Origin of the sequence: Chryseobacterium sp. PCH239 (assembly GCF_018924625.1) — a bacterium.
GTDB lineage: Bacteria > Bacteroidota > Bacteroidia > Flavobacteriales > Weeksellaceae > Chryseobacterium > Chryseobacterium cucumeris.
In genome coordinates this window covers 3010132-3023905 of record NZ_CP073027.1, presented here as the reverse complement: position 1 = coordinate 3023905, position 13774 = coordinate 3010132, and the positions used below count along the sequence as shown (strand labels likewise).

Below are 13774 nucleotides of genomic sequence, written 5' to 3'. Positions count from 1 at the left end.
ATAATTAGTTATTTGTGATATATTACTTTTAGTTCTTCTAATTTATTAATATCTCCTAAAAGATCATTGAATTCATTCATAGGAGTTTTCAATTCAATTTTATCAAAGCCTTTTTCTTTTGCCCAACTATAGGGAGCAATTTGTTTTACTGCTTCTATGATATTATCTTTTGTAATAGGTTTTCCTTGCATGGCTTTTTTAAATCGGGTTAAATTTACAGATTCTCCTCCATATGCAACATATGCTGAGCTCTTTTGGTAAAGACCATAGATTCCGTCAAATTCCTTTCCAAGGTCCATCTGAAGTGAGACAAAACCGTCATCATACATAGTTTTCCCCAGACTGATGTCAGAAAGATCTGCTTTATTAGCCCTTAAAGTTGCGTTTAAAGCTGGAGGAATAAAAAAATCACCTGAATATAAGTTTTTACCATTATCTTTTACTACATATACATTGCATAAAAATTGATCTTCTTTTATTTTATCATATACAGTCCAATTTTTCTTGTAATGCAATGTCTGATTTAATTCGTGAAGTTCATAGAAATATCCTTCTCCATTTTTCTTTTTAATTAAATTCCCTACATGTATATCTCCTGGTGGTAGTTGTGAATGTAAAATTCTTGTTCTTTCGGAAGCTTGTTTCGCAAAGAAGAAATTTTCCATGGCTGCTTGCCCTTCATTTTTGTAAACTACTACTGCTGCATCCATAAATTCCTTAGCTGCAGATTTACTACCTGAAAAAATTTCAGCTCCTTTAAAGAAAATGGTAACATCTGTTATTGATTCTTTTATTCCTTGTAAATAAAATAACAGCTTCCGTCCTCCTTGTGCTGCATAAAGTGCCGGGATGGCAGGTGGAATAACACTAAGCAATCCAATAGAAAGCGGACGATATATCTTTTTTGTTCCTTTTATAACTCTTACTCCATCTATTGTTGCTTCATAGGGTTCAAAATTAATTTTCTTTGCATTCATAGAGGCTCTGAGCTCTTGTGACAACCCTTTTACATTAATGAAATCGGTTGCTAAACGTGCCCACATTGCATAATGAATGTACTTTGTAATTACAGGATGGTCTTTTTTAAATTCTTTAAACAATGTAGCTCCAAAACCAGCATCTATTACGACACCGGTTGCGGAATAAGCCACACCAATTGTACTTCCTGCCTCTACAGCTGCCATTATTTCACCCACACCAAGAAGGCAGAAGGCTAGCTGTATCGTAACTTCTGCGGCAAGTATATTGGTTTCCCATGTTTCTTCATTATATAGGAGATAGACAAAGCAAGCAGGAAGTAAATAGATTTCACCTTTTTTCAGTTTATATTTTTCAATATCTTCTACAGGAGTTACACTTATGATGTCAAGAGGATTACAGGAAATAGGTTTTTGCAGATCTTCTCTTGTCATATTTGATAGAAAAGGAGCAACAAGACTCATTTTTCCAACTTTTACAAAAAGATTGAGATCTGTTGTGAATTTTAATTTGTTGTGTTTTATATCAAATTCTTCAATATTACGATTCCCAAAAGTTCTGTTATCGAATAAAATCTGTCTGCCAAATTCAAGGGAATCCGCATACTTTTTGTTCATTTCTCCCTTTTTAATGTAGGTCATATAAACTCCTGTGATAATAGTACATACTTGGGAAAATGCCTGAAATTTTAAGTTATTAAGCAAATGAAAGAGTTTTCCATCTTGCTCTAAACAGATTATAATATCAAAAAGCTCCTGCTTATTAGAACAGGTTTTAAATAATGCAGCAACAATATCTCCATTAGAGATTCCTCCTGAAATACTGAATCTTGGGAAAGCAGATTCTTCTCCACAATACATTTCGATGTATTTTTTCCTGGTTTCCATATCCAAACTGAAGAAAGGAGTATCAATGAACCATTTGAACATACTTCCTCCAGCAGTAAGATTTTGCTCTACAAAGGAATTCATATCTTCAATATTGGTGATTCTTCCGTCTTTAAGCTCCCCCATATTCTTTTTATAATCTTTCAGTTGGGCAATGAGCTGTTTCAGGTCTTTTAGAGAAATATCTTTATTATTGTTCAAGTGAATTCCAAAATAATTGTAGGGATCTGCTTTAGAAATGATCCACTCATTATAGGCATGTTTTTCTTCCGCTCTCATTTTGGCAATGGTTCTGTTTACTTCCTGTAAAGCCTTTATAGTACCTTGCTCTTTTAAATTTACTTTGTTTTTTAAAACCTGGCTTGGAATGGCAAATCTGGATTCCTGCTTAGTATTTTGTTCGCTTATAATAAATTGATAATCTGATATCGCATCATCAATAGCTGTTGAAATTTCATCGTGAGAAAAAGAAAATCCTTGTTGTCTGTCATTAATGATATTATTGATAACATATTCTTTAAACGTTATATCATCCTTAAATCCTTCATATTTAAATTCTTGTTGAGAGCTTAATAATTTATTGTAATCTTTTGATCTCCCGGTAATGGTAATATATAATTCATTTTTGCTTCCAAGTAAGTAAAATATTAATAGATCAGTATCGGTATGAGCTTTTAGAAATTTGGGATCGTTATATTCTTCCACCAATTTATTTATATCTCCATAAGCTAAAAATTTGTGGTAATAGGTAAGGCCACTTCCATTTAAATGGCCATATTTATTTTCAGGCGAAAGTCCCAAGCCACTTATTTTGGTGATTTTAGGCATCTTTAATGAAGCTATGTCATGAGTTCCTAATGCTTTTATTGATTTCATTTTATAAGTGTTAAGTGTTTAAAAAGAAATGGCGGCTTTATGCCACCATTTCATTGAATAGTTTAATCTAAGGTGCTTGTTTCCTTATCTCCATGCTGTAATTGTGCATCTTCATCCAATCTGAAGCTTGTTTCAAATTCCAATTCTGATGGGTTTTCACAATTTTCCGGGGTATTTTCCGGGAAAATCGGTAATGGCTGATTTACCGGAAGTCCTGTGGATTTGTCCTGAAGGATCGTTAAGGTAGTAGGGATTCTGGTAATCCAGTATTTACCCTGAGGTTCTCCGGTAGGCTGTCTCATTTCGTCTACGATACTCATGTACATTGGGTCGCCGATTACCGGAACAGAACCGCCATTCCAGATCAATCCTGTTTCAAGGAAGAACTGAACAGCTGCTTCGAAACCTGGTTTTACGGTAACGATAATCCTTGCCATACCTGCCTGCAGGAAACTTCTGAACAATGGGTCCATACTTTCGCTGATGTAGAATTCCTGCCAGCTCTTACGGTTAGCCCAATAGTATGGGTAGAAGGTGTAATCCATAATTTCCCATTCGAATGCCTGTTCCATAAACTTGGCAAGGGCTGTATATCTGTCCAGATTTTCATTCAGGTATACCTGGAAATTATCCATGGTTGTTTTCTCATCAGCACCATTGGTTGTTTCCTGGCCTAATGTATAAAGGTAATCCTGTAATAAATAAGCAATACAGTTGTGCTTTAACACGTCATGTTCCATATAACGGTAGAAAGTATCCTGTCTTTCTTTAAGCTGAGCTTCTTTTTCTTTTTGCTCTGCGTCTAATCTTGCCTGATCTTCCTGGAATTTGGCATAAGCAGCTTCATAGGCTTTAATAATATCATTAAAACTGTCTGTTTTCCACTTGCTGATAAAGGCATCGCTCAGCTCACAGTTCACAACGACTTTGATGGTATAACTTCTTACGTTGTGGCCCTTCACCTGGAAAGATACATTACCTGTGATATTGAAACCAGATGATCCATCGTCAAAATTAAGGTCTCCACCACGTTCAGAACGGCCAATCATATCTCCTTTTAAGTTTGAGAACATCACTTCAGAATAACGTGATCCTGACCATCCACCACCTCTGTTTCTTGTTGACCTGCACGCGAAACTTGCATTTTTACCAGCATAATTGTCTGGGATGGTAAATTGTGTATGATCAATTCCAAAATCATCATTTGTCTGAGGAACGCTGGAAGCAGTATGAATTACTTGTTTGGTTGCTTCCGGGAATGCCTCTAAAGTTACTCCGTATTCCTGAGCCCAATGCTGGATCTGTACAATCGTTGCAGATTTTGGATCTGCCATTAACCATGGTTCCGGTGCTTTTCTTGGATCTACAGGAGCTTTAAGCACCTGAGCCTTGGCAACAGTAAGAGCCAGACGGTGTAATCTTGAAGGTTCAGGAACCATAAATTCAAACATCGTACGCTTACCATAGTTGTAGATCTGGTTTTTCATTTTCTTGTCGATCCATCTGTAAACTCCGGTAATGTGTTTAGGCTGTGCCGCTTCAGCATTATCAGTGTTGGTTACCTTTCCTCTGTTATCATATTCATGAACATTGGTTTCCGTATATTCCTTGATGATTTTCTGTACTCTTTCTTCTGAAATTTTAGTAAGAACTCTTTCCATTGCTCTTTCTGTAATTTCCTGAGATTTCATTACAGCTTGTCTTGTACTGTCGTGCTGTGCCGTATTATTGGCATAGTCAGCTCCGATTTCAAACTTCATGGCACTGTCATTTCCATAGCTGAATCTTGTGTACGCAGAAATACTCTGCTGCTTTTCAATTTCTTTCGCAACTTCGGTCTGCATATCCGTTCTGGAAGTTTTGGAAGTGTCTGACATCTTCTCCGTTTCCTGAGATTTGGAAGTTGTATCCATAATTTCAGAGTACTCTCTGGAAACGGAAGACTTATGTCTCAGTTCGCTTGCCATAACGTTCTCAATATTGGACACTTCTCCCGGAACATAAGCATGAACACTTTGCACGACTTTCATATAATCTGCTACACCCAATCTTTTGATCCCGAAATTTTTTCGTTTTTGGGTTGTACCTGGTTCAGGTGTACCCGGATTTTCAACTGCTGCACGCTTCAGAGTCAGCATTCCGGTAAGGTTTAAGTCTTCTTTCAGATATTGTGTGGCAATCTCTCCATAAGCCTGGCTTCCGTTATCAAAAATAATTTCTATTTTGAAACTAAAGCTGGTTCTGAATCTGTTTACCAAAGCCGCAGGTAAGGTAATTTTATTATCAACTACAGAAATATTGCTGTAATTTTCTTCGAAAGTTCCGGCAGCATCTGTTGTAGCCGTAATTTTAGCATTGGCAACACTCCACGAAACATCTTCAACTTCAAAAGAAAAATTAACAAATCCTCTGCTGCCTGCTACTACGTAAGCACTGTGAGCATATAAGCTGTATGCCATCGGTGTTCTGGCGGTATTCTGAATAAGAGGTATTGAAGCTCCGCCGATATTGGCATACTGCTGTTCCGGAAGAGGACTGTTTTGAAGTGCCGTCTCCATGGAAGCAGAGATATTGTTTCTTACAACAAGTAAAGCATCAGCATAGCTTTCAATCTCATCATCAAGAACAATAGTTTGCGCACCCATTCTCAAGGTGTCGTGGGAAAGGATCTGAAGGCTGTCTGTATCTTCTGCCACAGAAGTTAAGCTGGTTGTGGATTCACCGAAAAGTTCTACAAAAAGGTCGAAAGATTCCGGTGAAAGCTTTGCTTGCAAATCCTCCAAATTGATTTCATTTTTGTACGTAAATACGAAAGGCGCAACTTCATATTCTTTCAAAGTGCTGTAAAGGCGTTCTTTTTCTTCTTCGGACATGTCCGGAGTGATTTTACTGTCTACTTCGGCCAGCTTTCTGTCATACAGTTCCAAACGTTCTTTGTTTTCTGTCATATATCTGGAATACTCATCCTGGTAGGCCTGATGTCTGGATTTATGGAATTTTTTCTGAAGCTTTTCCAGTTCGGAATTCAGTGTGTTCAGGGATTCTTTTCTGTGGATGGCTTTACTGGATACAAAAGAAGTTCTTGCTTCAGATTCTAATCTCTGAACTGTTCTTGCTGCCAAAACCGGTTCGGAACTTTCAGCGTTTGCAGATGAAACTAAAGAAGCCGTTTCCGTATCTTCTGAAAATAGGATGGTAGGAAGTATGATTTTTCCATCCATTGCTTTTTCCAATGGTTTTTCTCCATTAATTTTGATGATTTCCTGATCTGTAAGGTCCTGATTGCTGGCAAAACCAAGCTGAATAGCCATTAAAATGTGGCTGATTGCTTCTTTAATATAGAAATCTCCCTGGGTAACAATCTGATAAATATAATTATTCCAAAGTTGGGAAAATATAGCAATTCCTTCTGCGTTCAGCTGTCTGTTGGTATTAATAAGGCTTTTGTAATAATCCGTAACGAACGTCCAGTCAGCGCTTTCTAATGTTTCTTTTTTAGAAAGCTTTCTTCCGATCATCAGAAGGTCTCTAAATGCTCCTTCTTCGATTTTCTTTTCGCTTTCGAATCCGGAATTGTTAAACTCTCCGGCAGCCCTTTTCATGGCTGTAAATTTTAAAGTTTTGGCAGGTCTTCCAACGACCGCTGTGTCAAAAACACCGGTTACTCCTTTAGGTCTGTGGATAAATCCTAAGTTTTTGTCTTTAATTTCTGTTAATTGAGGGTTTCTCAGACTTACAAATCTGAAAAGTGATTGTGATGCGTTATTGGTATTCATAGGGTTTGTTTCTTTATAGTTAATAATTCCTTCTCCTATTAAGGATTTTCCGACAGTAAATGCGGATTTTACTGTTGATGTATTATTTGTTGGCATTTTGTTCTTATTTTTTGGTGTATTCAAGTGTTAGAGTAAACGAGTTGATAAGAGAATAATCATAATCAGGTGTATTCAACAGTTCAATAATTGCTCTTTCTCTTTCAATAGTGATGTAGACTTTTGTTCGCCACTGATTACCTGCAAATGCCGCTTTAAGATCATCCCATTCTGTAAACATTTCGTTGGAGATAATGGTTTCGAGATCCGGGAATTCAGGTCTTAAGTCAATTTCACCTGTTCTCGGAATTTGATCCAGATACAAGGTTTTTTTGTAGACAGGCTTACCGTTGATCCATTTTCCACCCGTCAGCTCTTCTTTGGTACTGTAGGAATGCTGTTTGTCTGCATATTGTTTCTGGATGTAATCATTTTCCTGTGCGTTGTCTCCAAAATAAGTTTTAGAACTTAATCCTCTGGCATTTGATACCTGATGTTCTACCATAACAGGCTCATCAGGATAATTGCTTACCATAATTCCTTTACCGTCAGAATGATCGGTAAAACTCGTTAAAGAGGCTCCGGCATTACTTAAACTAAGTTTTGCACCATAAGCTCTAGCCAATACACCGTAATCTTTACTGACATCTAAATTTGATTGTATAGAATTATCTACACTGCCTGATGTGATCAAAACTCCGCTTGGAAAGAAACCTACCTGGTTTTTAATTCCGTCCTGAGTATTGATTTTATAGAGAAGAGATTCAATTTCCGGAGCTTCGGCATTTTCAAACTGGATATGACCGGAAACAGGATTGTTTGCTTCTGTTCCTGTGATAGGAATGTAGTTTTGAAAATCGGAAAGGTTTTTATATCCCAATACATTACCGGCATTAAGAACCGCAACTTTTGTATAAGTGTTATCTGCTAAAGGTGTTCTTTTTGCAGAAATCACGGCGTCAAAATCCAATGTTCTTGCAGCAAAGTCTCCACCAATTAAAGGCGTTACAAAATCATGGCGTCTTGCTACCGGATTGGATTCAATCACCAGTTTGTTGAAGGTTGAACCTCCTAATGGGGCATTACAGCCGATAACGACATTGTTATCACCCCAAACACCCATAGCATGCGTAGTGGAGGCGGCATTATATCCGACAAAAGTATTGGATCCCCATGCTCCTGAAGTTGTCGCTTTTCCATGAATATTTCCGGCAAAAGCACCTAAAAAAGTATTCTGAGTACCATTAGTTAAGGAATAAGCGGCTCCCAGACCAAGCGCGGTGTTATTGGTTCCGGCAATATTTTTGTTTCCTGCTTCATCTCCGATATACGTATTTCCGTTTCCTGTTGTTGTTTCAGTTCCCGCTTGTGTTCCGAAAAAAGCATTGAAATTACCCGTTGTAAGTTTAGCTCCGCTTGAAACACCTGTTGCGGTATTCCATCTTCCTGTGGTGGTTTCATTTAAAGCGTAAGAACCTAGAGCTACGTTATTTGCTCCGGTGGTTAACTTTGATAATGTGTTATAACCAATTCCCAGTCCGTAAGCTCCGGTGTGATCCGTATTCAAATTTCCAAACCAGAAGGAATACGTTGTAGGGCTGAAATTGATTTCACCTGCTCTGCCCTGGCTTGGCTGAAAAATAATAGGTTTGGTTGTTCCGTTACCTCTGTCTATGACATTCTGTAAATTATCATTCCCGCTAAAAGTGGGTTTGTCAGAAAGGTCATTATAACTTCCTGTTAAAGCTACTTTTTTTACAGTGATTTTTTCCTGTCCTTCCTGTGATAATGTTACACTTCCATCAGCATTGGTAGTAGGAATAATGCTGAATTCAGAAAGATTGATATGAAAGGCAGAACCGTCATTCTGGGTAATGGTAATCATATTTTGAGAGGCATCATATGCTGCATTTTCAATACTGATATCACGGGTTACCAGACTGCTTAAATCTACAGATTTACTTTGCTGAACCCCATTCTCACCCGTATAAAATACCGTTAAGATATTTCCATTTAATTGCGGAACCTGAATAGCTGTCTGCGTTTCAATTTTTTCTTTCCAAAGCTGAGCATTCTGTGGGCTAAGATTGGATGCATTTACATCTGCTTTTTGAGAGAGATCATAATCTAATTGATCTGCAGGAATCTTTTCATCTTTGTGCCAATAGGAATCATGCCACTCCCAGAATTCTTCCTGTACTGGGATATCTCCGTTTTCGAAATATTTTTTTAATTCTTGTTTTGTTTTCATTTGCTTAAAAATTTTAATTGATGAGTTTTCCTCCCACGATTTCCACTGTGCTGTCAAAAGAATAAGGTAAATAGGTCGTTTCAGGGCCTAATGTTACTTTTGTAAGCTGGTTAACTCTGAAAGCATTGTTTTCAATTTTGAGTACACTGGCCGGAATGGTTACTGAGGTGAGTTGATTGCTGACAAAAGCATCCGAGTGAATTTCTGTTACTCCATCGGGAATCTCAACAGATGTCAGCTTATTGGCAGAGAAGGCTCCTTGTGAGATAATCGTTATTCCTTTGGGAAGACGAAGTTCTTTCAGTTGATTGGCTGTAAATGCCTGTATTCCAATATTGATAACGCTGTCCGGAATAAATAAAGACGTTAATCTGTTATTGTAAAAAGCCCAATTGGGGATTTCGGTTACCTTTGGAGGAATTGTAAAGGTCGTTAAGCCGCCGTTACTAAATGCGCTTTCCTGGATAGTTGTTACAGAGTCAGGGATTTCTACGTCAGTTACCTGCAGACCTGCGGTGAAATTTTTGGGAATAGTGAGTGTTCCTTCTTTTATCACAATTTTTCTTTTTGAAAAGAAAGCCAGTGAAGCATTTTTATCAGCATCCATTTCAGCATAGAGTATGTTGAATGTACCATTCTCCAGACCTGCGATCTTGCGCATGTCAATTTTCTCATCCTTATGCCAGTAAGCGTCCTGCCATTCCCAAAAATCTTCCTGTTTTGGGATATCTCCATTTTCAAAATAGAGCTTTAATTCTTCTTTTGTTTTCATAAAACGTTGTGTGATTGATTAATAAGTTGATTGCTGTGATCTGTTCTTTTATAAAGCATGCTCACTTTTGTGCTATATTTTCAGACATAGTTCTGGCTGTTCAGCATTTTGTGAATGGTGAATTCAAAGGAATTGAGAATGTTTAATGAGTTTGCTGTACGGTTATTATAGAGATTTCAAAAGTAATGTTGAACAGCGCCAGAACTTGTCGTGTATTAATTTTTATTTAAAAAATATCTTCTTCGAGTAATCCTTTTTCAAAATCTTCCCTGAAGAAGTTTTCAATGTCAATGAGATAGTTTTCATAGTCCATCTCAGCATTTTCGATATCACTCCATTCTATTGTATAGAGATCTTCATTGAAGAGTACATCGGTATTGTGATCTGGTGTTTCCATGTTTTGTGTTGTAAGGTGTTGGTTATATTTTGAACATATTTTAGACTGTTCAGCATGAGAAAATGTTGAATTCAAAGGCTTTTAAAAGTTTTTAAGAATTGTTGTTGTGTCTTTTTAATACTCCAAAGGTAATGGGGCAAAGCGACAAAACTTGACGTGTTTTTAAAAAGATTTTTTAATTTTTAAATATAATCTTAATAGCTTATATGATACTGTTATAAGGTAAAAAGCTTATATTTTATTTTTGATGAGTTTCTGAACAATCTGGTTCAAAGTTTCTCTGTGATCATCAATATAGCTCAATCCGGCTTGTATCAGATTTTCGATATTGGATCTTCTTACATTATCCATTGCGGGAGAAGCATTTTTCAGTGAAGGATTCAATCGGTAATAGTTTTTTTGATTTCTAAGTCCCAGCGTCTGAAACATTTGTTCCAGCTGATAATCCACTGTTTCTGCGTTGGCAGACATCAAAATGTCGACGATTGGGCTTACCCAGCCAATTTTTCCAGCCTTTTCCAATCTTTTAAAAGAATAAGGTCTTGCTTCAATTCCTGTTCCGATAGAGACAATGATCATGTCGTTTACGCTTGGGTGATTAGCTTTCTGATGGTTTTTTAAAACTTCTGCGAAAGGAATCTTCCTTGCTTCGGCATAAGCACAAAGCGCGGGATTATTAGCAAACATTCCTCCATCAATCAAACTGAAAATCTGGCCATACATGGATTTAATCTGAACAGGGCTAAAATACGTAGGAGCCGCTGAAGTCGCTCTGCAGATATCTCTTACATAGAAATTATCTGTGCTGAGGTTTGCTTTCCACGAGTTGAAAAGTTTTGCCCTTCTGTTCTCTATGTCATAACTTGTTATTAAACATGGTTTTATTAATTCTTTTAATTCTAAATTTCCAAAGAAATCATGTAAATTTTTTTCCAGAGCTTCCTGGGAAATTTTTTCATTCAATAATCCGAATGGATTAACCAGTTTTTCCCAAAAGGAAACCTGGAAGATGTCGCCCCCCTTTTCAGCATATAATTCCAATCCTTTCTGAATAGAATATTTTGCTTTTCGGGTTTCATCAGGAGAGAGAATAATAGAAGCAATCAGACCTCCGGTGCTGCTGCCAGCTACCAGATCAAAATAATCTCCCAGCTTGGCGGAAGGCTTATCATAATACTGGAGCTGTTCTTCTATGTAACGCAGAATAATGCAGGTTACAATTCCCCTTATTCCACCTCCGTCCAAAGAAAGAATGGTTGTCTTTTTCATGTGATATTTTTAATGGTTTGTTAAAAGGACACATGCAATCTTAAATCTACAGAACCTTATTGACTGGTCAGAAAATGTTGAGATTCCATATTGAGATTTCATTGCTTTTTTGTTGTTTTCTTATAAAGCAAAGGTAACTTGAGGAGGCGACAGAACGTGTCGTATTATATTTAATTTCAAATAAATGATACTAAAAAATAACGTAATTCTGTTGGTCTTTTGGCATCTTCAAGAGCGTTCTCCAACTGGTTTTTACAGGACCTTTTTTAGAGGGAATATTCTTTTTTTCGAAGTGGGGAAGGTCTTTAAATGTTTTCCAGTTTCCACCCCAGTCCCAGCCGTGACGGGCAAAAATTTTCACACATTCGTACCAATCTGCAACTTTGTCATTATCCCAGTCCTTTGCGGTATCCCAACTTGCTGTTTTCCCGTCGATCATCAGGCAGATATCTACGGCAAGTCCATAATTGTGGATGCTTTGCCCTGCCTTCGCATTGGTTACCTTTTTTCCTGAAGTAATTCTTCCGATGGCATAAAGCTTTTCCTGCTCTTCAAAAGATCTTAATCCCTGAGTGATTCGTATCTTAGCTCTTCCGGTAAGAGCTTCATCACATTCCTGTATAATCTGCTTCACTTCATCTCTTACCAACGGGTGAAGTTTCTGAATCCTTTCTAAGGTTACTTTGTCCATATTTTTTATTTTGTTATAAAACAAAAGTATAGCGCAGAGGCGACGAAACTTGACGTGTTTTATTTAAATTTTTATAATATTCAACCTTAGATAAAAAACATAATATGAAAAGAGATTTAGCAACAAGTAGCTCATCTGTACATCCAAAAAATGAGAAAAAATTGCTTTTAAATTTTTAAAAATCAAATAGAAGTAGTAAATATGATGGATAAAACACAATAGTAAATGCATACGATCCTACCTTTTTTATTAGCCATGGTGGCTGCCATTGTGCTGCTCAATATGTGGGCTACAAAATTAAAAATTGCTTATCCTGTTTTGCTCGTTGTATTCGGGCTGCTTGTTAGTTTTGTACCAGGTCTTCCGGTTGTAAAGATCAATCCGGATCTTATCTTTTTTATATTTTTACCTCCTCTTTTATTTGAAGCTGCGTGGTCTATTTCCTTTAAAGAAATGAAACGATGGTGGCGTATTATCGGAAGCTTTGCTTTTTTAGTGGTCTTTTTTACGGCACTGGCAGTGGCAGTGACTGCCAATTATTTTATTCCCGGATTTACACTTGCTCTCGGGTTTTTGCTGGGAGGTATCGTATCTCCACCTGATGCAGTAAGTACAGGAGCGATCATGAAATTTGTAAAAATCCCGTCCACTACTTCTGCTATTCTGGAAGGAGAAAGTTTATTGAATGATGCTTCTTCATTAATTATATTCCGTTTTGCTTTGATTGCTGTAGGAACCGGACAATTTATATGGCAGGAAGCCTCATTAGACTTTGTATGGATGATCATCGGAGGTGCCGGAATTGGCTTACTCTTAGCATGGATCTTTGTACAGGTTCACAAAAGACTCCCTACAGAAGCTTCTTCGGATATTGCTTTAACGATTATTGAACCTTATCTGATGTATTGGATAGCAGAACAGTTTCATGCTTCCGGAGTTTTAGCTGTGGTTTGCGGAGGTTTGTATATGTCAGGCAAACGATTGATATTTCTCAACAGTACTAGCCGAATTATGGGCTATAGTGTATGGCAGAGTTTTGTATTTATTCTGAATGGTATCGTCTTCTTAATCATCGGGCTCGAGCTTCCTGAAATTGTTGGAGGGTTGCGGTCAGAAGGAATTCCTTTGAGAATTGCTATCCAATATGGAGTGTTGGTGACCGGTGTTCTGATTGCCGCCAGAATCATAAGTTCTTATGCCGCCATGCTGGCTACATTGATTTTCCGGCCAAGTGTCGCTCCCCGTGCTTCTTCGGCAAGAAGACGCCTGTTGATGCCTTTGATGCTTGGATGGACCGGAATGAGAGGAGTTGTTTCATTGGCTGCTGCACTTGCCATTCCGATTACCCTTGAAAACGGACTTCCTTTTCCCAACAGAAACCTTATCCTTTTCATTACTTTCGTGGTGATTCTTCTTACATTACTCGTACAAGGACTTACCTTGCCATACTTCATCAAATATGGACATGTATTTGATGATTTTACAGATGAAGAGAAAGATAAAAAGGCAAGGGAAGAAATAAAACATCAACTGAAACAGCATGTTTATCATTTTCTTAAAACCAAACATGAAACTGAACTGAACAGCCATGCAGGATTAGAAAGAATGCTGAAACAATGGGAGGAAAAGATCCAGAACAATAATACTGAATGGATGAATGAAAAGACCAAAGATATCTTTTTTGAAATGCTGGAAAGCCAGAGACAGTTTCTTTCAGAATTGAATAAAGATATTTCCGTTAATGAAGAAATTATCCGCCATCAGCTCTATCAGCTCGACCTTGAGGAAGAACGGTTAAGAATGATTTAATCTATATCATAATTTGTTTTTTGAAAACAAAA

Annotated in this window: 8 protein-coding genes; 1 reads left to right on the top strand and 7 read right to left on the bottom strand. The window is 37.4% G+C overall.

The window, feature by feature from the left end; translation table 11 throughout:
* Positions 1-8 precede the first annotated feature (8 nt).
* The 7 genes from KBP46_RS13975 to KBP46_RS13945 form a co-directional block, all read right to left on the bottom strand.
* A complete protein-coding gene (locus tag KBP46_RS13975) occupies positions 9-2741 on the bottom strand; it encodes a hypothetical protein (RefSeq protein WP_216443509.1) in 2733 nt (910 codons plus the stop codon).
* 62 nt (positions 2742-2803) lie between these two features.
* Positions 2804-6613, bottom strand: coding sequence for a hypothetical protein (locus KBP46_RS23795; RefSeq protein ID WP_253297046.1), 3810 nt, complete (start codon positions 6611-6613; stop codon positions 2804-2806).
* A 7-nt stretch (positions 6614-6620) separates the two neighbouring features.
* Positions 6621-8804 carry a hypothetical protein gene (locus tag KBP46_RS13965; RefSeq protein WP_216443508.1) on the bottom strand — a complete coding sequence of 728 codons (2184 nt, stop codon included), beginning with the start codon at positions 8802-8804 and terminating at the stop codon, positions 6621-6623.
* A 13-nt stretch (positions 8805-8817) separates the two neighbouring features.
* Positions 8818-9576 (bottom strand): leucine-rich repeat domain-containing protein, encoded by a 759-nt coding sequence (locus KBP46_RS13960; protein ID WP_120232451.1) that lies wholly within the window; start codon positions 9574-9576, stop codon positions 8818-8820.
* A gap of 226 nt (positions 9577-9802) precedes the next feature.
* A complete protein-coding gene (locus KBP46_RS13955; RefSeq protein WP_157885767.1) occupies positions 9803-9973 on the bottom strand; it encodes a hypothetical protein in 171 nt (56 codons plus the stop codon).
* 231 nt (positions 9974-10204) lie between these two features.
* Positions 10205-11242, bottom strand: coding sequence for a patatin-like phospholipase family protein (locus tag KBP46_RS13950; protein ID WP_062673188.1), 1038 nt, complete (start codon positions 11240-11242; stop codon positions 10205-10207).
* Positions 11243-11432: 190 nt separating this feature from the next.
* Positions 11433-11933 (bottom strand): M15 family metallopeptidase, encoded by a 501-nt coding sequence (locus KBP46_RS13945; protein WP_062673190.1) that lies wholly within the window; start codon positions 11931-11933, stop codon positions 11433-11435.
* A 225-nt stretch (positions 11934-12158) separates the two neighbouring features.
* Here KBP46_RS13945 and KBP46_RS13940 point away from each other — a divergent pair, with 225 nt between their 5' ends.
* Complete coding sequence (locus KBP46_RS13940) at positions 12159-13742, top strand: Na+/H+ antiporter (protein ID WP_123278622.1); 1584 nt, start codon at positions 12159-12161, stop codon at positions 13740-13742.
* The last annotated feature ends 32 nt before the right edge of the window (positions 13743-13774 follow it).

Bases quoted from the DNA above. Each gene is read 5' to 3' on its own strand.
- KBP46_RS13945 (WP_062673190.1), bottom strand. From the start codon at position 11,933: ATGGACAAAGTAACCTTAGAAAGGATTCAGAAACTTCACCCGTTGGTA.
- KBP46_RS13965 (WP_216443508.1), bottom strand. From the start codon at position 8,804: ATGAAAACAAAACAAGAATTAAAAAAATATTTCGAAAACGGAGATATC.
- KBP46_RS23795 (WP_253297046.1), bottom strand. From the start codon at position 6,613: ATGCCAACAAATAATACATCAACAGTAAAATCCGCATTTACTGTCGGA.
- KBP46_RS13975 (WP_216443509.1), bottom strand. From the start codon at position 2,741: ATGAAATCAATAAAAGCATTAGGAACTCATGACATAGCTTCATTAAAG.
- KBP46_RS13960 (WP_120232451.1), bottom strand. From the start codon at position 9,576: ATGAAAACAAAAGAAGAATTAAAGCTCTATTTTGAAAATGGAGATATC.
- KBP46_RS13955 (WP_157885767.1), bottom strand. From the start codon at position 9,973: ATGGAAACACCAGATCACAATACCGATGTACTCTTCAATGAAGATCTC.
- KBP46_RS13940 (WP_123278622.1), top strand. From the start codon at position 12,159: ATGCATACGATCCTACCTTTTTTATTAGCCATGGTGGCTGCCATTGTG.
- KBP46_RS13950 (WP_062673188.1), bottom strand. From the start codon at position 11,242: ATGAAAAAGACAACCATTCTTTCTTTGGACGGAGGTGGAATAAGGGGA.